We start from the raw sequence: 20911 nt of genomic DNA on the forward strand, positions 1-20911 counted from the left end.
CAAAGCCCTTTATAACACTGATTGCAACGTGCCAGACGCACTGCAATCAGTGTCATAAAAGAATCAAACTATTTTATAATCCGCAAACTCGGACGCCCTGAGGATGGTGGCTTTGGTGGTTCATCATCAGGATCTATTGGATCAGCGGGTGTCTCACTATCTACCGCATGCAGGATTGTCGGCGGCTCATCCGTGTCACTAGCACTCTCGTCTAACAACTCTTCGTCATCATCAGCAAGCACATCTGAATGAGCATCAAAGAACATGCCCTGCCCGTTTTCACGCGCATATATCGCTAAAACGGCCGCTATAGGCACGTACAGCGAAAAGGGTGCGCCGGAAAAAAGCGCCTCAAAACTCACAGCCTGATTATCTATTTCAAAATAACGCACCGCTGCAGGCGCAGTATTCAGGACAATCTGCCCATCTGCTGCATAGCCAGGCGGCACCTTAACTTGAGGATAATTTGCATCAACTAGTATATGTGGCGTGCACTCGTTATCAACAATCCACTGATGCAGTGCGCGTAATATGTAAGGACGACTGGAGTTCATGATGTACTCATTCCCCTTAAGGACGCATCAAGCGCTCAGCGTCAGATAAACTGGCCTGAAAAGCTTCTCGCGCAAAATTTCTATCCATGTAATCCAACAGTGGCTGTGCCGCTTTCGGTAACTCAATTCCTAAAGCAGGCAAACGCCACAACAGCGGTAACAAGTAGCAATCCACCAGACTGAACTCATCACTCATAAAAAACTTCATGCTAGCAAATACCGGAGCAACACCGGTTAGGCTTTCGCGTAGTTCTTTACGCGCCTTGGTGCGTGCAGTTTCTTTGCTGCGCTTATCAAGAATTAAATCGACTTGCGCGCACCAGTCACGTTGTACACGATACGATAACATGCGCGTATTCGCGCGTGCCACGGGATACACAGGCAACAGCGGCGGGTGTGGATAGCGCTCATCCAAATACTCAAGTATGACCGTTGAATCGTATAAAGCTAAATCGCGATCGACCAAAGTCGGTACTGTAGCGTAAGGATTGACCTCCGCCAAATACTCTGGGCACTCACCATTTACGACATCCATGATTTCAGCAGTTACTGCCTTCTCCGCCAAGACTAAACGCACACGGTGCGAATACTGGCAGGTCGGATCAGAATAACAGCCCAACTTATTGGGGGCAGACATGCTTACCTCCTCCACTATAAATATACATAAAGCACAAAAACGCACGCGCCCATTAGGGCGCGTGCGTCACTCGATCGTTACCGCATTGTGTGTCAATGCACGTCTTTCCAGTACTCACGCTTCAAGAAGTAAGCAAATACAAAGAAGAAAGCAAGGAACAACAACACGTACGTGCCGATACGCTGGCTCTTGAGCTTAACAGGATTTGCAGAGTATTCGAGGAAAGTGACAAGATTTTTAATTTTCTCGTCAAACTCAACTTCACTCAGCGAGCCTGTTTTAGGCACAATCGTCAATTGATCACAGGCTTCGTGGGTCACAGCGACACCAGTCAATGGATCAAAGACTTTTTTACCGTCTTCTTCAATCTGCACTTGCTTGCAACCAATCTCTTGGCGACCTTGCAAACCCACTAAAACGTTGGGCATACCAACTAACGGGAAGACTTTGTTATTGACGCCATACGGACGGGTTGGATCTTCATAGAATGTACGCATGTAAGTGTACAACCAATCCGCTCCCCGTACACGAGCAACCAAGGTCAAGTCTGGCGGTGCAACACCCAGCCAAGATTTAGCATCAGCAGCTGTCATACTCGAGTTCATATGATCGCCAAACTTAGCATCAGTTAAGACTAAGTTTTCCATCATCAACTCTTCACTGATCCCCAGATCATTCGCAACACGCTCATAACGCTGGAACTTCGCGCCATGACAACCCATGCAATAGTTCACAAAAGTTTTTGCGCCATCTTGCATAGCCGCTTTATCAGTCAGATCAATTGAGACGCTATCCAAAGGATACTCGCCAGCCGCAGCAAATCCAAACATAGGGATTGCAGCCAAAATTAACGCAGCAATTTGCTTTTTCATTAGCCAGTCACCCTTTCCGGAACCGGTTTAGTCTTCTCCATTCTGGTATAGAAAGGCATCAGAATGAAGTAAGCGAAGTAAAGGACAGTACAGATTCGTGCAACCAATGTGCGCTCTGGCGTTGGTGCTAAGACACCTAAGACACCGAGAATCACAAAGCAAATGCAGAATACTAATAACCAAATTTTGCTCAACCAACCTTTGTAGCGCATTGATTTAACTGGACTACGGTCCAACCAAGGCAATACAAACAAGGCTGCAATCGAACCACCCATCGCGACAACACCCATTAACTTATCAGGTACTGCACGCAAAATTGCGTAGAACGGGGTGAAGTACCAAACAGGGGCAATATGCAGAGGCGTTTTTAGTGCGTTAGCTTGTTCAAAGTTCGGCTTTTCAAGGAAGTACCCACCCATCTCAGGGAAGAAGAACACGATGAAGCAGAACACAAACAAGAATACGATAACGCCAACGATATCTTTTACTGTGTAGTACGGATGGAAAGGAATACCGTCTAAAGGAATGCCATTTTCATCTTTATGCTTTTTGATATCGACGCCATCTGGGTTGTTGGAACCCACTTCGTGCAGCGCTAGGATGTGTAAAACAACCAGCGCCAGCAAGACAATCGGTACAGCTACAACGTGCAGAGCAAAGAAGCGGTTGAGTGTGATACCTGAAATCAGATAGTCACCGCGAATCCACTCAGTCAGATCAGCACCAATCACTGGAATCGCACCAAACAGTGAAATAATCACCTGTGCGCCCCAATATGACATCTGACCCCATGGCAGCAAGTAACCCATAAAGGCTTCGGCCATCAGCGCTAAGTAAATCAGCATACCGAAGACCCAAACTAACTCACGAGGCTTCTGGTATGAGCCGTAGAGCAAGCCACGGAACATATGCATGTAAACTACGATAAAGAACGCTGAAGCACCGGTAGAGTGCAGATAGCGCAGAATCCAACCGTATTCCACATCACGCATGATGTATTCAACAGAGGCAAACGCACCTTCTGCCGAAGGCTCATAGCTCATGGTCAGCCAAATACCGGTTAGCAGCTGATTGACCAGCACTAACAGAGCAAGTGACCCGAAGAAGTAATAGAAGTTAAAGTTTTTTGGTGCGTAATATTTAGATAAATGATCTTCCCACATTTTCGTGGCGGGGAAGCGTGCATCCACCCATTCCATAAACTTACTCATCAGACGGCTCCCTCATCAATACCAATAATGACGATATTATCCGACTCATAAGAATGCGGAGGAACTGGCAGATTCAGCGGTGCAGGCTGTGCTTTATAGACACGTCCAGCAAGATCATAGCGCGAACCATGACATGCGCAGAAATAACCACCCACCCAGTCAGGCCCTAAGTCCGCTGGTGCGACTTCTGGTCTAAAGGTTGGCGCGCAGCCCAAGTGTGTGCACACACCCAGCACAAACAGCAGCTCAGGCTTAATTGAGCGCTCTTCAGGATTAACATAGGCCGGCTGTTCTGATTCTTTAGACTCCGGATCAGCGAGTTGGGCTTCAATTTTCTTCAGCCCTTGCATAATTTCCGGTGTACGGTGCAGAACAAATACAGGCTGACCACGCCATTCAGCAACAATCTGCTGACCTGGCTCAATCTTACCCACATTGACTCGCACCGGTGCTCCCGCGGCTTTCGCCTTAGCACTAGGGGCCCAGGACCCCAGAAACGGGATCGCAGCCCCTGCCGCTCCAGCTGCACCCACCACAGAGGTGGCTGCCACTAGAAAGCGACGTCGGCCCGCATTCACGCCGTCATTGCTCATTAAGTCGTCTCCCATCAGCTATGTGGCCTGTTGTCAGGCCTTGTAATAAGAAAAAAGCTACTTACTTTCTTGATTGTAACAAATGGTAAAGAAAAGGTGTCTTCTTGACAAGTTTATCGCACACCACAATTCGACGAAAACCCTACCAAGCGACCAGCAGCAAGCGAGCGACATTTTGTCGCAGGACCAAGCAGATACAAAAAACGCCCTGATTCCTTGCGGAAACGGGCGTTTTTCTGCAGCAAGTATCGATCAGCGCTTAGAGTACTGAGGACGCTTACGTGCTTTACGTAGACCAACTTTCTTACGCTCAACTTCACGAGCATCACGCGTAACAAAGCCAGCTTTGCGCAATTCAGGACGTAAAGTTTCGTCATAGTCCATCAAAGCACGAGTAATGCCGTGACGAATTGCACCAGCCTGACCACTTGCACCACCACCAGCAACGGTGATCATGATGTCAAACTTTTCCAAAGTATCTGTTAACTCAAGCGGCTGACGAACCATCATTCGTGCAGTCTCACGAGCGAAAAAATTCTCTAGCGTGCGATTGTTAATAGAAATGCTGCCTGTACCCGGACGTAAAAAAACGCGTGCGGTTGCAGTCTTGCGACGGCCAGTGCCGTAATTTTGAGTCGCCGACATAATCAACTATCCCGTTAAATCTTAAGTTCTTGGGGCTGCTGTGCAGCGTGCGGGTGGTTAGTACCTGCATACACTTTCAGCTTGCGATACATGTCGCGGCCCAGCGGATTTCTTGGAAGCATACCTTTTACCGCAGCTTCAAGAACACGTTCAGGTGCTTTCTCAATCAGTTTCTCGAAACTGATTTCCTTAATACCGCCAGGAAAACCAGTGTGGGAGTAATAGATTTTGTCTGATGTTTTTTTACCAGTAACACGCACCTGTTCAGCATTAATAACAACGATGTAATCGCCAGTATCAACGTGCGGAGTATACTCAGGCTTGTGCTTACCGCGCAAACGGCTAGCAATCTCAGTGGCCAAACGACCCAGAGTCTGGCCTGCAGCGTCGACGACATACCAGTCGCGCTGTACAGTTTCATTTTTTGCTGTAAAAGTTTTCATTCGCTATGGCCTCAGGGCCGCCTTAAAAATAGACGGCAAATCCTAATGAATAGTATTGTCTTTGACAAGTCAAAGTAAGCTCATATGACAGACGCTACTTCGGGGGCTCGGGTCTATCACGTCTGCTATGGCTCTAAGTTCGGCAAATCTGCATCGTTTCGCCTTCTGTTCTGTATATAGGCTAGGCATTGCCAACAAAACAGCCGCGTAATTATGCCCGTTAGCGAAAAAAAAGCAACTGCTTAATTGTCCGCAACGTTATTAAAAATAATTTTACCGATTTATAAAAATAGTGACGGCATAAAGTATAGCAGCTTTTATCTAACTGTTTTCTTGGTTTTTAGCCTGTTGCAGTTCACAAGTCGCACTGAAGAAGCAGTAAAAGGTTTAGTTCTCTAGCATTCCCTACTGTCCATGGGTCTATAATAAGATGGCATTCACTTGTGGAGCCATCATGTATATTCCGCCATTATTTTCTGCTTTACGGCAATCATTTGCCGCTGGCTATACGCTAAACGCTTTACGCGGTGACATTAGCGCAGGCCTAACCGTTGGCATTATTGCCATTCCTCTGGCGATGGCACTGGCTATTGCGGTAGGTGCCCCACCACAACATGGACTGTATACCGTCCTTATTGGTGGCTCGCTAATCGCGCTAACCGGTGGCTCGCGCTTTAACGTTTCCGGGCCCACAGCAGCCTTTGTCGTCATTCTGCTACCGATCACCCAGCAATTTGGTGTTGGCGGATTATTACTGTGCACCGCCATGGCGGGTGTGATCTTAATTAGCATGGCGGTCTTGCGGGCAGGCGCTCTACTGCAATTTATACCTTATCCGGTCACGTTAGGCTTTACTGCTGGGATTGGCGTGGTGATTGCTACCTTACAAATCAAAGATGCCTTTGGTTTAGAAAATATAGCGCCTGCAGCCAACTACATTGAGCAAATCAGCGCACTAGGACAAGCACTGCCTAGCATTCATCTTGGTGATACTCTAGTCGCCGCCATAACCTTAGCAGTGCTGATTATTTGGCCGCGTATTGTACCGAAAATTCCAGGTCACCTTGTGGCTTTAATTGTCGGCAGCCTGGTCGGTCTAGCCCTTAAAAATGCTGATATTTCTGTGGCAACGCTAGGCGAACGCTTCAGCTATGTTGTCGACGGTGTTAGTCATCCTGGCATACCACCTTTTTTACCTTCATTCATATGGCCTTGGCAGCTTCCAGCCCCTGATGGCAAGCCGCTTGTGCTTTCTTTTGAATTATTTCGACAGCTGTTAGCACCCGCTTTTGCGATTGCTATGCTGGGTGCTATTGAGTCTCTCTTGTGCGCCGTGGTTGCCGATGGTATGGCCGGCACTAAACATGACCCTAACGGTGAATTACTCGGTCAAGGCATTGGTAATATTATCGCCCCTATGTTTGGTGGTATTACCGCAACTGCAGCCATTGCTCGAAGCGCAGCAAACGTGCGGGCGGGAGCCTTCTCACCCATCGCCGCTATTATTCATGCGGGCGTAGTCCTGTTGGCCATGTTGTTTTTAGCACCTCTTTTTAGTCACTTACCCATGGCAGCACTGGCAGCATTGTTGCTAATGGTCGCTTGGAATATGAGTGAGCCTAAACATGTGCTACATACGCTAAAAATCGCACCGCGCAATGACGTATTAGTTTTACTCACCTGCCTGTCACTTACGGTGTTGTTTGATATGGTTCTCGCCGTGGGCGTGGGTTTACTGTTAGCCGCCGGTTTGTTTATTAAGAGCATGAGTGATTTAACGGATACAGCAAGCGTTTCTAGCACTGAGCACGAGATCCCTGATTTGCCAGACTCTGTCACTGTCTACGCCATTCGTGGCCCACTGTTTTTTGGTGCGGCAGAAAAAGCCTTGAGTGTCCTGCGCAAATTTAACCCAGAAATACGTGTTGTGATTATTGATATGCGCGCAGTACCTATGCTGGATATGACCGCGCTGGCAGCGCTGAGCAATGTGCTGATTGATTATCAAAAAAATGATATTGGTATTATATTTTTAGGCGCATCAGCTAAAGTCCGCTATAAAATGCGCCGCGCCGGTATTCGCTTAGCACACAACAAACTATCCTACGTCAGTAACTTTGCAATGGCACAAGCACGCGCACTGCGCTGGTTGAACCCGCCATGTGAATTACCCGATGCTAATGATCCTACTGCGCCTGACTCTGCAGATAAGACGCCTAGCGCGCAGTCTTAACTCACTGAAAGGGTGCCTGCAGCACCCTTTAAATTCATGGTAAACTTGAGCTTATGAATACATACACCTCTCGCCCTTCTGTATTGTGCTTATCAGGTCATGATCCTGTCGGTGGCGCTGGACTGCAAGCAGATATTGAAGCGTTGATTGCGCAAAATTGCCACGCCACCCCAGTTATTACGGCACTGACTATTCAAGACACAGTAAACGTCAGTGACTTTAAAATTCTTGATCACGATTGGGTGTTGGCGCAAGCGCAAGCAATTTTGCAAGATTTACCTGTGTCAGCGATTAAGTTAGGCATGCTCGGCTCGCTCGAAATGGTTGATACCGTGGCGCAAATCATCCAACAATTACCTGACACTCCTTTTGTTTGTGACCCGGTGTTGCGTGCCGGTGGCGGCGGCGCCTTGGGTAAAGATGAAGTCGGTTATGCTCTGCGCACAAAACTGATGCCACTCGCAATCATTGTTACACCGAACCTACCCGAAGCACGTATTCTCGCTGAACTGCCCAACGGCAGCTCTGATGAGTGCGCACAGGTACTGCTCAAACATTGCAAAAACGTGTTGATCACTGGCGGTCACGGTGATGAAAGCGAAGTACATAACCGATTGTATTGCGCCGATGGCAGCACTCATACCTTTACCTGCGCGCGCCTACCCGGCGAATACCATGGCTCTGGCTGCACCTTAGCCAGCGCCCTCGCAGGTCGTTTAGCGTTAGGCGAGGAACTCATCAGCGCTGTTAACTCAGCGCTGAACTATACTTGGCGTACGTTGCGCGACGCTGAAGCGCCCGGTCGCGGGCAATATATTCCACGCCGCTTACCCTTGGACTTCTGCCGTCCATGAGCCAAGCCCTTAAGTCACTTAAAGGCTTATATGCCATCACTGACTCCGCCTTATTAACGGATGGGCGCTTGTTACCCTATTGTGAAGCGGCACTGCGAGGCGGCGCAAAAATTTTGCAATACCGTGATAAATCCACCGATACGGCGCGTCGCCTGCATGAAGCTCAAGCTTTGCAAGCACTGTGCCAAAACTACGGTGCACGTCTGATTATCAACGATGATCTTCGTTTGGCGGTTGAACTGGGCGCTGATTTACATCTCGGCCAAGAAGACGGCAGCCTGCCCAACGCGCGCCAGCAACTGGGCCCTGATGCAATTATCGGTGTCACCTGCCATGCTCAGTTAAAATTAGCCGAGCAAGCGGTAGAGCATACCGCTGACTATGTTGCTTTTGGTCGTTTTTATAATTCACACACTAAACCCGGCAGCGTCTTGGCCAGCACCGAACTGCTCAAGCAAGCACAACCCTTGCACTGTCCCATTGTTGCCATTGGCGGCATTACCTTAGCCAACGCTAGCCTATTGATTGAGCATGGCGCAGCGATGCTTGCGGTCATTCATGGATTATTTGCAGCCGACTCTGCGGCGGCAGTCGAACAACGTGCACGTGCGTTTAGTGCACTTTTTACTGATTAATTTTTGCAGCGACAGGCTCACTGCTTTTTTAAATGAGGTTTTCAATGTCACGTTCAGCATCTCTTTTTGAACAAGCCCAGCAGCACATCCCCGGTGGAGTTAACTCTCCCGTACGCGCCTTTGCTGGCGTGGGAGGCACACCATTATTCTTTAAACACGCCGCAGGTGCTTATGTTGTCGACGAAGACGATAAGCGCTATGTCGACTATGTCGGTTCATGGGGGCCAATGATTCTTGGTCACAGCCACCCCGACGTATTGGATGCCGTTCGCGCGCAACTGGAGCACGGTCTCTCTTACGGCGCACCGACTGCGCTGGAAGTTGAAATGGCTGATTTAGTCTGCAGCTTAGTACCGTCAATGGACATGGTGCGCATGACCAGCTCTGGCACCGAAGCAACGATGAGTGCGATTCGCTTGGCGCGTGGTTACACCGGGCGCGACAGCATTATCAAGTTTGAAGGTTGCTACCACGGTCACTCTGACAGCTTATTGGTTAAAGCAGGCTCTGGCGCACTGACCTTAGGCGTACCCAGCTCACCCGGTGTTCCGGCAGCATTTGCCAAGCACACTATCACTCTACCCTTCAATGATATTGATGCAGTGGCGGCCTGCTTAGCTGAACAAGGCCAAGAAATCGCCTGCATTATCGTTGAACCGGTTGCCGGCAATATGAACTGTGTTCCACCCGTACCGGGCTTTCTCGAAGGCTTACGTGAACAGTGCGATAAGCACGGTGTTGTGCTGATTTTTGACGAAGTGATGACGGGTTTCCGTGTCGCTCTGGGCGGCGCACAAGCGCTATACGGCGTAACACCTGACCTATCGACTTTCGGCAAAATTATTGGCGGTGGTATGCCAGTGGGTTGCTTCGGCGGTAGCAAAGAAATTATGTCGCACATCGCGCCTTTGGGTCCAGTGTATCAAGCCGGTACTTTGTCGGGTAACCCACTAGCGATGGCTGCAGGCTTAACCACGCTGAAGCTGATCAGCCGTCCAGGTTTCCACGCAGAGCTAACCGACTACACCACGCGTATGCTGCAAGGCTTACAAGAGCGTGCAGATGCAGCAGGTATTCCATTTACCACCACGCAGGCCGGCGGTATGTTTGGTCTGTACTTTACCGACTGCAAAAACATCACCCGCTTTGAAGATGCCACCGGCAGTAATGTTGAACACTTCAAACAGTTCTTCCATCTGATGCTGGATGGTGGCGTGTACTTAGCGCCAAGCGCATTTGAAGCAGGTTTTACTTCAATTGCGCTAGGTGATGCTGAGTTAAAAATCACTCTCGATGCAGCAGAAAAAGCCTTTGCAAAAATGCAAGGCTAAGTGCTCGCGTAGATATAAAAATGCCCGTTAATTCGGGCGTTTTTAATTATGTTTCGATTGTATTTGAGAAACTATAGAGCGGGTGGGTAATACTTATGTGGACCTTACTGCGCTATTTCAGCGACTCGGAGCGAAGCACTGCGTAACCGACTTACTCAGCAAAACGCTTCAGTAAATCCGGTAGCTGAGAAATCTGGCTGATTTGCGCATCCGGTTCGCGCGCACCCGTCCACGCATGACCCTCTGGGTTAAACCAAATGGTGCGCATGCCCACTTGTTGCGCGCCAAAAATATCATCGTGTGGATGATCACCAATATGAATGCTCTGTGCTGGCAGCACTTGCGCACGCGCTAAAGCCGCCAAAAACACTTGCGGCTCAGGCTTAGCCACGCCAAGCATGTCAGCATTTAAAGCAAAGGTAAAATATTCGCCAAGACCCACGCGCCGTATGTCGGCATTACCATTACTTAACGCGCCGAGCATGTAGCGACTGTGTAAAAGCGCCAAAGTCGGCAAGACATCAGTAAACAGCTCAACATTTTGCCGCGCAGCCAAAAACACTTGAAAGGCTTGTTCTGCAATATCTTGCGCCTCACGCTCGGCATAACCCGATTGCAATAAAGCACGCAATAACACCTGGTAACGCAACTCACTGACACGTCGATCCAACTCAGGTTGTTGCTCGACTACTTCGGCACGTAACTGTTGTAAACGCTCCGAGGTTAATGACCCTAGACGCGTAGCATTACTCCCCAGCCAAGCGCGCAACGTATTATCCGCTGCAACAATAACCGGCTGCACCGACCATAAAGTGTCATCCAAATCAAAGGTAATTAAGCCAATACTCATTCTGTTGGTTTACGCCTCGCTCGTGGGTGCGCCTGATCATAGACTTGCGCTAAGTGTTGAAAATCAAGGTGGGTATAAATTTGCGTCGTGCTGATATCAGCATGACCAAGCAGCTCTTGTACCGCACGTAAATCATGTGATGATTCAAGAATATGACTGGCAAAGGAATGCCTTAGCATATGTGGATGCAGGTGCTGCCCCAAGTCACGGGCACCCGCTTGGCGTACTCGCTCACGCACCAATTGCGGACTCATCCGTCGACCACGCACGCCAATAAACAAGGCTTGATTATCCGTTTTAGTCTGTCCACGCACAGTCAGCCAATGTTGGATGGCCGCAACAGCCTTGCTGCCCACCGGTAACATGCGCTGCTTATTGCCCTTGCCGAGCACCACGACTAAACCTTGCTGCAAATCGATATCAGCTATATTTAAGCCGACCAGCTCAGAGAGGCGCAAACCCGAGGAGTACAATAACTCTAAAATAGCATGATCACGGCAGGCCGAGAAATCATCAGCAACGGGGCTGTCGAGCAGTTGCTGAGCACGGTCGACATCAAGGACTTTAGGCAGCTTGCGCGGCCCTTTTGGTGGACGAATTCCTGCCGCCGGATCATGCTGGCATATTCCTTCTCGGACTAAATACGCGTAGAGACCACGTACTGCAGATAACAAGCGCGCAATACTGCGTCCAGTTAGGCCACCCTTATGCAACTCGGCGACCAGCTCACGTAGCTGCAGCACCTGCAAATCACGCCAGCTCGCTAAGCCCTGCTGCTGAGCAAAGTCTAAAACTTTAGCCAAGTCACTACGATAGGCACTTAAAGTATGTGCAGACACTTGACGCTCAACCTGCAAATACTCGCTGTAAGCTGCTAACTGAACCTGCATACAGCACCCCGCATCCCAGTCATTTATTTAACCGCACGTAATGACGCTAACATGGCAGGTAGTAAGCGCGCCATGACATCGGCAATATAGGTTAAAAACAACGTATCAACCGCATTGCTGTAGTGCTTTTGATCACGACTACCGATGGCCAAAACCCCTTGAGCGCCTTGATACTCCAGCACAACCACAGCCGCCGATTTGATTTGTTCAGCCTGATCACAGCCAAACAAAAACTCCAACTCTTTGGGTCGCAACACGCCGCACAATGCTTTACCGCTGGCCAATAAACCAGCAATATGCTGTTGAGCAACCTTTAAAGTTTGACTGCGACCCACACTAATGTGCTTATCACTAAATAAAGTGAGCCCAACAAAAGGCACCATAAACGAATGGCGCAAATTGTCATCCACGACACTGACTAACTCATCGAGTGTTTGCGCATCAAGCATTTCGAGAATAAGACGCTTGGTTTTATCAAATAAACGACCATTATCGCGTGCCATATCCATCAGATGCGCTAAACGATGACGCATATCCGTATTACGCTCGCGCAATACGCTAATCTGACGCTCCACCAAAGAAATCGAATCGCCGCGCAAGTGTGGAATATGTAACTGCGCTAACAACTCATCCTGATCAACAAAAAACGTCGGATTATCGGTTAAATAAGCCACTACTTGCTCTTCAGTAATCGTGGATAGTAGCTGTTTCTGGTTACTCATATGCGAATCTGTCCTTCATAAACACGGACCGCTGAGCCCGTAAAATGCACATAGCGATCACCTTCCGACCACTGCAACCAAGCCCGAGCTTTGCCATTGGCAAACTCAATATGCACCTGCTGGTTAACCCAACCTTGCGCAATCGCCGACACTGCAACGGCGCATAACGCAGGATGAAAACTATCCACCGCGTCCATGCCTAACTGCCAGATCAGCACATTTAAATTATTACTGTCTTGCACCTGCACAGCGCTGATCGTCGTGCCTCGAGGCAAACACGCATGCTCCTCGAGGTAACTGGCTAACTCTGCCATCGGCACCTGCGCCAGATCGGACACCTGCAACACGGCATGCAAACCACTTGTCGAGAGCATGGTAAAACTTTTATTCAATAACCAAGGGGTTTGCAGCTGCTGTTCAAGAAAGCCGCTCGGTAAGGCAATAGCGTCCACCATAGTGTCTGGTCGCTCAAGCGGCACAGACACAGAACCATCAGCATGCACCTGCACATCAATGACCGCATGACGCAGCTCAACACGCATCTGTGCTTTGGAAATCAGACGTTTATCAGCCACCAAGCGAGCGACACAGCAGACATCACTGGCAAGCCAATCAACTTCAGCACCATTCTCATCAAAGATGCGACAGCTAAAGTCAACATCAGGATGCTGCGGTACCTCAATCAACGCCAAACGTCGAAACCCCACACCCGAACGTCGATCGCTCCATGCACGGATATACTGCGGCTGGATATAAGCATGCTGACTGATTAAATCCAACACCATTAAGTCATTGCCCAAGCCATGCATTTTCGTAAAACGCAAGAGCATGTTATGACTCCGGCAGTAAGCTTTCGTGAGCGTATAATTCTTCGATAGTTTCACGTCGACGGACGAGATAGGCCTGCTCGCCATCGACCACGACCTCAGCAGCGCGACCGCGGCTGTTGTAGTTGGAACTCATCACAAAACCGTAAGCACCAGCCGAACACAAGGCCAGCAGATCACCTTCAGCTAAAGCTAAATCACGCTCTTTCGCTAAGAAATCTCCCGTCTCGCAAACCGGTCCAACAATGTCATAGCAACGCGTCGCTCCCGTGCGCGGCCGTACCGCTTGCACATCCATCCAAGCCTGATACAGCGCCGGACGCAACATGTCATTCATTGCCGCATCGACAATGGCAAAGTCTTTATGTTCGGTATGTTTCAGGTATTCGACCTGCATCAACAATACACCGGCATTCGCGACAATGTAGCGGCCCGGCTCAAACACTAAAGCCAGCTCTCGGCCCGCCAGACGTTCGCGTACGGCAGCCATATAATCACCGGCGCAAGGTGGTTGCTCATCCTGATAACGCACGCCTAAGCCACCACCCAAGTCCAAGTGGCGAATAGTAATACCCTTTTCAGCCAAACGATCAACCAGCAGCAGGACTCGCTCTAGCGCATCTAAAAACGGCGTCAACGAGGTTAATTGCGAGCCAATATGACAATCCACACCTTTGATCTCAATATGGCTCAGAGTAGCCGCATGTTGATAGACCGACTCAGCAATATTGATATCAATCCCAAACTTATTATCTTTCAACCCAGTAGAAATATAGGGATGAGTACCGGCATCGACATCAGGATTAACCCGTAAAGAAACCGGTGCAATCACATTCATTTGTGTGGCAACGTCTTGCAGTCGGTCCAACTCATCGACTGATTCAACATTAAAACAATGCACTCCCACTTCCAGCGCACGCTGCATTTCCTCACGGGTTTTGCCCACACCAGAAAACACCATACGCTCAGGCAAACCACCCGCAGCAAGGACCCGCTCTAATTCGCCAATAGAAACGATGTCAAAGCCAGCGCCGAGACGCGCTAAAATATTTAACACAGCGATATTGGAGTTGGCTTTTACTGCAAAGCAAACTAAATGCTCCACACCTTGCAACGCATCCGCGTAACTACGGTATTGTGCTTCAATATGAGCGCGAGAGTAGACATAAGTAGGCGTACCAAACTCCTCAGCAATAGCCGACAGAGCAACGTTTTCTGCGTGCAACTCAGATTTTTTATAAGTAAACGCTTGCATGCTTGTCCCCATTAGAGTTCATAACGATCTTTGCGGTGTTCATGCGCAGCTTTTTCATCATCAGGATGATAGAGCGGGCCTTTTTGACCACAAGCCGTTAAGCCCAACAACAGCACCGACAACACAAGAAACGGAAGCACAATACGCTTCATAATAAATCCTTCTTCAAAACCATGAATGCAATGAGTATACCGACCCCTCATAATCTTGCCTATGCGCACAATAGGCTGCAGTACTAGGATAGTCATGAAAAAGACGTATTATTGCTGATCTATTGAGCCTGTTTTATCCACATGCCCTGTTTAGTCCTGAAAAAATATAAAGGAGCTCTCAATGAGCCTGAGTAATAGCCAATTCCACGACCTTGTCGATGCGACGCAAAGAAACCTCGAAGACATCATTGACGATAGCGATGCTGACATTGATATTGAAAACAGCGCAGGTATCTTGACCCTTACCTTCGAAAACCAACACCAGTTGATTTTAAGCCGCCAGGAGCCCTTGCAGCAATTATGGTTAGCTGATCGCAGCGGCGGCTTTCATTTCGATTATGATAACGAGCATACTGTCTGGCGCTGCGATACTAATCAGCAAACATTAGCGCAGATGCTGAGCGATATCCTGCTCGCTCACACTCAGCAAACCTTTAATTTAAGCAGCCTATAACTGAGCGCTATGACAGGCCATTCTTTCTGTTCATGCACTTGCTTATTTACATAGCTGTGGTACGTTGCGTACATCTGCTGTAGAGAATATACAGCACCTCAAAACCTCGTCCTTCGGCGGGGTTTTGTCTTTTTTGATTTTGATTTACAGACCTAGGAGTATCACCAAGACCATGAGCAACAAACCCGCGATCACTGTCACTCGTTTAGATATGCAACGTCTTGAGCACATGCTCGACAACCTAGACAACTATGATGCTGCAGCCGAAGCCTTAGAAGCAGAACTTGCTCGCGCGAATTTTGTTGGTCATACGGAAATAGCCAAGGACATCGTCACGATGAATTCGAAAGCACATTTCCGCGAGGAAAGCAGTGCCGCAGACTATCAATTAACGCTAACCTACCCAGCACAAGGCGGTATTGAAGGGAATGTTTCAGTGTTAGCGCCAATTGGTATGGCGCTGTTAGGCCTAAGCGTCGGACAATCGATTGACTGGCAAACGCCAAAAGGTAAAACGCTAAAACTCACTTTAAAAGAGATTGAGTATCAGCCAGAAGCACAGGGTGATTTCACCTTATAGATGCGTAACTTGTTGCCCTTAAAACGCCTGTAAGGCTTTGTTTAGACGTTTTTCCAATAGTGCTTTACGCTGTAAAAAGTGCAGGGTTTGTCGGTGACCCTGCGTGCCTAAGTTCGATACATCAATATCAGTGATGTAACACGGATACGCGTCGTCCGTGCCACGCATGTCTAAAATATAGCGCGCAACACAATGATAAAGCTGGGCTCCATGTTGCAACTCGGAAAACTCCTGATGATTGCAATATAGTGTAAGGCCGCCGTCGGCCTCATAAATAGCCTGTACTGGATAAAAAGTGTGCTCACGATGACTGCTGACTAAGTGACAAGGCTCAATACGCTGTGGATTCGCATGTCCATCCGGATAAATACGATAATATTTCACACTCAACGGAGCCAAGGCAGCAGCATTTGCCTGAAGACAAAACTCAGTCATACTGTGCCGATGAAATAAGGCACTTAAAAAGCGTTGCAAAGGTGCCAGCAGTCTTTGTTGATCCACAAAAGGTTGCGTCTGCTGCCAGAGCCCATTGCGTTCATCGAGCACATACAAGTGTGCCTGCGCACCATCAACGCGATAGAAGATCTGTACAGTATCTGCACGACCGACTGGTAAAATAAATTTTAACACATGCCCGCGCAAAGCATATTCATCCACTCGCCAACGAATATACTCGTCCTGCTCTTGTGATAAATACTCGGTGAACGCAGCCAGATCGATAAAAGATCTAAATCCAGCACGTCCAGCACTCCATTGCAAGATATGCAGCTGCTGCCCGATCTGCAATAGATAACGGTTTTCATCGCCCTGCTGAGTATTAGCAAAAGCCTGAGCAACTAATTGTTCAACGCGCGCGACAATCAAATCAGCTTGATTGCCAGCAAAGCAAGCCACATGAATTTGCACATCAGTCGCATGCGCTGGGCAGTCATTGAGCAACCCTGCCAAACACTGCAACACAGCATTATCGCCACTCACTCGGCTAACAATTAACTCATTCCAGCTATTTAAGACAACCTGATCAATACTTAACACTAGGTTTTCGGCCAGCCCTAAAGAACCATAGGCCGGTACCTGCTCGCTACTCCCTGACACATGGGCTTGACTGTGTTGCGGCAATGGCTCAAGGCCGATATTAACCAGCAATAAAATACTGACGGGATAGCTACTGAGCAAGAGTGTTTCTTCTGCAACAGCAGGCAGCGGTAATGGTATTACGCGGCGTAAGCTGGTTAAAATACTGTGTAATTCAAACTCACTTAAAGCGCTATCAGTGGTCACCAGTCGCAGCTCTGTCGAGTCATCAATGACACCGTTTAAGTATGCCCAAGCAAGCATCGGGAGTAGATTTTTTGTCCGTCTAAGAGGCGAGTGATTGTGCCACTCGTGACCCACGACACTGCCACGAAAAACGCCCCAACTGGTTTGTTCAGGCTCGTCATGCTTGCACTGCACAAGCGTTAAGCTCTGTTCTAATAAGTCTGGAGCAATACCTGGGTTGAGGTACTCTACCTTGCCTGCTTTACGCTCAAAAGCAGCATATAAACGACGCCAAAGGATGGTTAAGTCACGGCTATTAACCGCTTGCTCGGCCTGCATGTGTTGGGCCAACTGAGTTAACAGTCGATAACTGTAAACCAGCTCATTCACCAATAAGCTACGCTCTTTTTCAGCTTGCAAAACCTTCCAGTGCTGGCGGCGGTCGAGGTGACTGAGCAATACTGCTCGCCATTCCCACTCATGCGTAAGCTGCTCTAGCAGTCGACGGCGCCAACTGGTGGAGCGGCGTAAACGACTCTGCGTCAATCGTTTACCCACTTTGAGGTAAAAGCAGCGACGCACCAACTCTAAACGCTCCAACTCATTACGTTTCAGCAGATAAGTTTCAAGTCGTCGATAGAGCATTACATAGGAGTCGAGCTCATCAAGATTAAGCTGATCGGCATAAATAGCGCGTTTATAACTCAAACTTAAACACTGTACCTGCGGATGCTCGGTTGCATACACTTCAATCAGTAGCAACTTAAGCAAGGACTTGTAGGGTGACTCAATACCCTTGTACAACTGCCACATCCCTGCACCAATAAACTCACTGGCAGGAATCTGCGCTAAGCAGCCGAAATCGATTACCTCATCATTGCGCAGCAACTGCTTGGCTAATAACATCGCACCATACTCTTGGTAACGATGCTCTTCAGCAACAGGAACGAACCACCACAAAGGTGTACGCCCTGCCAACCACAGTGCTGTACGGTAAAATTCATCTAGCAACAAATAGTGCTGGGTGGCACCGCAATCATCTAAAGTAAGCTGGCCATCTGGGGTTTGGCCTCTGGAAAACTGTTCTGGCTCAATCAGGAAAAAATAAATTTTCGCACCTAAACCCGCTGCCCACTCCTGCAATACGTCACACTTGTCGCGCAACTCTTGCAGCTCTATCGGCGTTAAATCAGCGCTATGACATAACCAAAAGTCCATATCACTGTCTTCCGCATACGCGACAGAGCCAAGGCTGCCCATTAAAAATAACGCATACAAAGAATGCGCTGCCTGAGCGCCACGGACGGTTTTATAAACAAAGGAGGGCACAAAAACTTGCGCTTCTTTAATTAAATCAACACTAGGCTGATAAGCGCTGAAACCAGCCGGTGTACTATCTGAGATATAACCCGGTAGCTGAGGATCATTTATATGCAGCAACAAAGGTAACAAGCGCAGCACCGATTGCTGGTGCTGCGTTAGAACTAAATTAGCACGCTGTAAACGATCATGATTAACGTTTAAAAAACGCTCTCGTAAACGACTCAGATCTTGACGATCAATCCCTTTATCTATATCCAAGCGTATATCACCCATGACCGCTCAAACGATTTTAGTTCGCCTCTAAAACAGTTAACACTGCTTGCGCATGTGCTGCTGTTTCAAGACCAAGACTGGTTAAATAACCACCGTCATCTTGGCTGATTAGGCCTTTTTCAAACAAACGCTGAACAGCCGCAACACGCTCAGCTCCAGCACTACTATGCACTTTAATGCCTTCTTGTGTACTGTCTAAATTGTATAAGCATAACACTTCGAGTTCCGCGACAATCTCAGGGGTCCAAGACATAATTTACTCCACCTATTTATTAGGTAATAAAGGACTTGCGTAACAACTGCTGTGCATTTTAAGGCGCATCAGGCAATTGCGGTAATGCACGTAATGCGCGTTCATAAGCAACCCTATCAAATGGTTGCTCAGCCTCTAACATTTCGCTAATTTGCCACGCTAAAACCTGTGCCATCATTTGCACACTCTCTTCGCGTGTATGCCCAACTAAAGTCAGCTTATTCAGCACCGCCTGTACAGCGGGTGGTTGCTGATCAGCTAACTGATTTTCAATCGCGTCGATCAATTTTTCTTCGACAAACTGATCTTCAGCCTCATCGTCTACAGGTTGCGACGCCGTCTCTGGCGGCGCAGATGGCAAAGACTTGGAGTCATCACAATCGCCGACAGGCACGCCACCCTCATCAAGCTGACACAGCATACAATCATCTGCATCACCTTGATTGGTTTCCACATAACGCACCTTGCGGCTGGCTGAAGCGCGATCCGCCGACACTTGAAAACGTAGGTCTCTCGGTTTATCAGTCACGCTCACCTCCAAAACAATCGATTAACTTAGCCGCAAGTGTACAGTGCTTAGCGACTCGTCAATAGCTCACGACCACGCTGCACTGCCGCTCGCACTTGTGCCGGAGCAGTACCACCAATGTGGTTACGCGCATTCACCGAGCCGTCCAAGGTCAACACGGCAAAGACATCATCACCAATCTGCGTACTGAACTGCTGTAACTCAGCCAAGCTCATTTGCGCTAAATCCCTACCAACCTTTACACCATAACCTACTGCATGACCGACAATTTCATGACAATCACGGAACGGTAAACCTTTGCCGACTAAGTAGTCTGCAAGGTCGGTGGCCGTTGAGAAACCGCGCAAAGCTGCTTCACGCATAATATCGTGCTTAGGCTTAATGGCTGGCACCATATCAGCGAAAGCACGCAAGCTGTCGCGCAAGGTATCAGCAGCATCAAACAGCGGCTCTTTATCTTCTTGGTTATCTTTGTTGTAGGCCAGCGGTTGGCCTTTCATCAAGGTTAATAAGCCCATTAAAGCACCGAACACACGACCACTTTTGCCACGCACTAACTCCGGGACATCAGGGTTTTTCTTTTGCGGCATAATTGAGCTGCCAGTACAAAAACGATCAGGCAAATCAATAAATTGAAACTGCGCAGAGGTCCACAACACCAACTCCTCGGAGAAGCGCGATAAGTGCATCATGGCGATACTGGCAGCCGCACAAAACTCAATGGCAAAGTCACGGTCGGAGACGCCATCCAGCGAGTTACCAGACACCGCTTCAAAGCCCAGCAATTCACAGGTCATTTCGCGATCAATCGGATAGGTGGTACCGGCTAGCGCTGCACTGCCTAACGGCATACGGTTAGTACGCTTACGACAATCCACTAAGCGCTCATAGTCGCGCGAGAGCATTTCAAACCACGCCATCATATGATGGCCAAAAGTCACTGGCTGTGCGGTTTGCAAGTGGGTAAAGCCCGGCATAATAGTATCAGCATGCGCTTGTGCCAAACCCAACAAGCCTTCTTGTAAACGTGTCAGCTGAGATAAAATCAGATCAATTTCATCACGTAACCACAAGCGAATATCGGTGGCGACTTGGTCATTACGACTGCGACCCGTGTGCAGTTTTTTACCGACAATACCAACCTGCGCAGTGAGACGAGCCTCGATGTTCATATGAACATCTTCTAGCTCCGTACTCCACACGAACTGACCGTTTTCGATTTCTTTTTCAATTGACTGCAAACCAGCAACAACAGTATCGCGCTCGTCCACAGTTAATACGCCAACCTTAGCCAGCATCGTTGCATGGGCAATCGAGCCCATAATGTCATGACGATAGAGGCGCTGATCAAAATCCACCGACGCGGTAAAACGTGCGACAAATGCATCAACCGGCTCACTAAAACGACCGCCCCACGACTGATTGGTTTTCTCGTTGCTCATTGAATCCGCCCAGCTAAACAATAAAAGATGCGC

Annotated in this window: 23 protein-coding genes; 6 read left to right on the forward strand and 17 right to left on the reverse strand. The window is 48.6% G+C overall.

The window, feature by feature from the left end; all coding sequences use genetic code 11:
- Window positions 1-68 precede the first annotated feature (68 nt).
- From JYJ62_RS05225 to rplM, 7 genes are all read right to left on the reverse strand, one after another.
- Window positions 69-554 carry a ClpXP protease specificity-enhancing factor gene (locus JYJ62_RS05225; RefSeq protein ID WP_205341136.1) on the reverse strand — a complete coding sequence of 162 codons (486 nt, stop codon included), beginning with the start codon at window positions 552-554 and terminating at the stop codon, window positions 69-71.
- 16 nt (window positions 555-570) lie between these two features.
- Entirely contained in the window at window positions 571-1191 is a 621-nt protein-coding gene (locus JYJ62_RS05230; protein WP_205341137.1) for a glutathione S-transferase N-terminal domain-containing protein, read from the reverse strand.
- Between the two features lie 92 nt (window positions 1192-1283).
- A complete protein-coding gene (locus JYJ62_RS05235) occupies window positions 1284-2063 on the reverse strand; it encodes a cytochrome c1 (protein WP_205341138.1) in 780 nt (259 codons plus the stop codon).
- Window positions 2063-3274: a cytochrome b gene (locus JYJ62_RS05240; protein ID WP_205341139.1), complete on the reverse strand. Its 1212-nt coding sequence runs from the start codon at window positions 3272-3274 to the stop codon at window positions 2063-2065. The genes JYJ62_RS05235 and JYJ62_RS05240 overlap by 1 nt, the downstream gene beginning before the upstream one ends.
- The gene (gene petA, locus JYJ62_RS05245; RefSeq protein ID WP_205341140.1) at window positions 3274-3867 is read right to left on the reverse strand and encodes a ubiquinol-cytochrome c reductase iron-sulfur subunit; all 594 of its coding nucleotides are present in this window, start codon (window positions 3865-3867) and stop codon (window positions 3274-3276) included. The genes JYJ62_RS05240 and petA overlap by 1 nt, the downstream gene beginning before the upstream one ends.
- Window positions 3868-4119: 252 nt before the next feature.
- Entirely contained in the window at window positions 4120-4512 is a 393-nt protein-coding gene (rpsI, locus tag JYJ62_RS05250) for a 30S ribosomal protein S9 (protein ID WP_205341141.1), read from the reverse strand.
- 14 nt (window positions 4513-4526) lie between these two features.
- Window positions 4527-4955 carry a 50S ribosomal protein L13 gene (gene rplM, locus JYJ62_RS05255; protein WP_205341142.1) on the reverse strand — a complete coding sequence of 143 codons (429 nt, stop codon included), beginning with the start codon at window positions 4953-4955 and terminating at the stop codon, window positions 4527-4529.
- Between the two features lie 454 nt (window positions 4956-5409).
- Between rplM and dauA the strand changes: the two genes are divergently transcribed.
- The 4 genes from dauA to hemL are packed head-to-tail and all read left to right on the forward strand — an operon-like array spanning window position 5410 to window position 10008.
- Window positions 5410-7188: a C4-dicarboxylic acid transporter DauA gene (gene dauA / locus JYJ62_RS05260; RefSeq protein WP_205341143.1), complete on the forward strand. Its 1779-nt coding sequence runs from the start codon at window positions 5410-5412 to the stop codon at window positions 7186-7188.
- A gap of 53 nt (window positions 7189-7241) precedes the next feature.
- Complete coding sequence (locus tag JYJ62_RS05265; RefSeq protein ID WP_205341144.1) at window positions 7242-8042, forward strand: bifunctional hydroxymethylpyrimidine kinase/phosphomethylpyrimidine kinase; 801 nt, start codon at window positions 7242-7244, stop codon at window positions 8040-8042.
- Window positions 8039-8677: a thiamine phosphate synthase gene (gene thiE, locus JYJ62_RS05270; protein ID WP_205341145.1), complete on the forward strand. Its 639-nt coding sequence runs from the start codon at window positions 8039-8041 to the stop codon at window positions 8675-8677. The genes JYJ62_RS05265 and thiE overlap by 4 nt, the downstream gene beginning before the upstream one ends.
- 44 nt (window positions 8678-8721) lie before the next feature.
- Window positions 8722-10008 (forward strand): glutamate-1-semialdehyde 2,1-aminomutase, encoded by a 1287-nt coding sequence (hemL, locus tag JYJ62_RS05275; protein ID WP_205341146.1) that lies wholly within the window; start codon window positions 8722-8724, stop codon window positions 10006-10008.
- Window positions 10009-10159: 151 nt separating this feature from the next.
- Here hemL and JYJ62_RS05280 read toward each other — a convergent pair whose 3' ends face one another.
- The 6 genes from JYJ62_RS05280 to lptM are packed head-to-tail and all read right to left on the reverse strand — an operon-like array spanning window position 10160 to window position 14704.
- Window positions 10160-10858 carry an HAD family hydrolase gene (locus JYJ62_RS05280; protein ID WP_205341147.1) on the reverse strand — a complete coding sequence of 233 codons (699 nt, stop codon included), beginning with the start codon at window positions 10856-10858 and terminating at the stop codon, window positions 10160-10162.
- Complete coding sequence (gene xerC, locus JYJ62_RS05285; RefSeq protein ID WP_205341148.1) at window positions 10855-11748, reverse strand: tyrosine recombinase XerC; 894 nt, start codon at window positions 11746-11748, stop codon at window positions 10855-10857. The genes JYJ62_RS05280 and xerC overlap by 4 nt, the downstream gene beginning before the upstream one ends.
- Window positions 11749-11771: 23 nt before the next feature.
- A complete protein-coding gene (locus JYJ62_RS05290) occupies window positions 11772-12470 on the reverse strand; it encodes a DUF484 family protein (RefSeq protein WP_205341149.1) in 699 nt (232 codons plus the stop codon).
- Entirely contained in the window at window positions 12467-13300 is an 834-nt protein-coding gene (locus JYJ62_RS05295) for a diaminopimelate epimerase (protein ID WP_205341150.1), read from the reverse strand. The genes JYJ62_RS05290 and JYJ62_RS05295 overlap by 4 nt, the downstream gene beginning before the upstream one ends.
- Before the next feature lies 1 nt (window position 13301).
- Window positions 13302-14552: a diaminopimelate decarboxylase gene (gene lysA / locus JYJ62_RS05300; protein WP_205341151.1), complete on the reverse strand. Its 1251-nt coding sequence runs from the start codon at window positions 14550-14552 to the stop codon at window positions 13302-13304.
- A gap of 11 nt (window positions 14553-14563) precedes the next feature.
- Window positions 14564-14704 carry an LPS translocon maturation chaperone LptM gene (gene lptM / locus JYJ62_RS05305; RefSeq protein ID WP_205341152.1) on the reverse strand — a complete coding sequence of 47 codons (141 nt, stop codon included), beginning with the start codon at window positions 14702-14704 and terminating at the stop codon, window positions 14564-14566.
- 181 nt (window positions 14705-14885) lie between these two features.
- On the opposite strand from lptM, the gene cyaY reads away from it, so the two are divergent.
- Both cyaY and rnk read left to right on the forward strand, forming a co-directional pair.
- Entirely contained in the window at window positions 14886-15218 is a 333-nt protein-coding gene (gene cyaY, locus JYJ62_RS05310; protein ID WP_205341153.1) for an iron donor protein CyaY, read from the forward strand.
- A gap of 172 nt (window positions 15219-15390) precedes the next feature.
- Entirely contained in the window at window positions 15391-15798 is a 408-nt protein-coding gene (gene rnk, locus JYJ62_RS05315; protein ID WP_205341154.1) for a nucleoside diphosphate kinase regulator, read from the forward strand.
- A gap of 18 nt (window positions 15799-15816) precedes the next feature.
- Here rnk and JYJ62_RS05320 read toward each other — a convergent pair whose 3' ends face one another.
- From JYJ62_RS05320 to argH, 4 genes are read right to left on the reverse strand one after another with little or no spacing between them, the layout of a single operon-like run.
- Window positions 15817-18654: a class I adenylate cyclase gene (locus JYJ62_RS05320; protein WP_205341155.1), complete on the reverse strand. Its 2838-nt coding sequence runs from the start codon at window positions 18652-18654 to the stop codon at window positions 15817-15819.
- Between the two features lie 16 nt (window positions 18655-18670).
- Window positions 18671-18907, reverse strand: coding sequence for a TIGR02647 family protein (locus JYJ62_RS05325; RefSeq protein ID WP_205341156.1), 237 nt, complete (start codon window positions 18905-18907; stop codon window positions 18671-18673).
- Window positions 18908-18965: 58 nt separating this feature from the next.
- Window positions 18966-19436 carry a hypothetical protein gene (locus JYJ62_RS05330; RefSeq protein ID WP_332461632.1) on the reverse strand — a complete coding sequence of 157 codons (471 nt, stop codon included), beginning with the start codon at window positions 19434-19436 and terminating at the stop codon, window positions 18966-18968.
- Between the two features lie 47 nt (window positions 19437-19483).
- A complete protein-coding gene (argH, locus tag JYJ62_RS05335; RefSeq protein ID WP_205341158.1) occupies window positions 19484-20878 on the reverse strand; it encodes an argininosuccinate lyase in 1395 nt (464 codons plus the stop codon).
- Between the last annotated feature and the right edge of the window lie 33 nt (window positions 20879-20911).

Source organism: Denitrificimonas caeni (genome assembly GCF_905120345.1).
Lineage (GTDB): Bacteria > Pseudomonadota > Gammaproteobacteria > Pseudomonadales > Pseudomonadaceae > Denitrificimonas > Denitrificimonas caeni_A.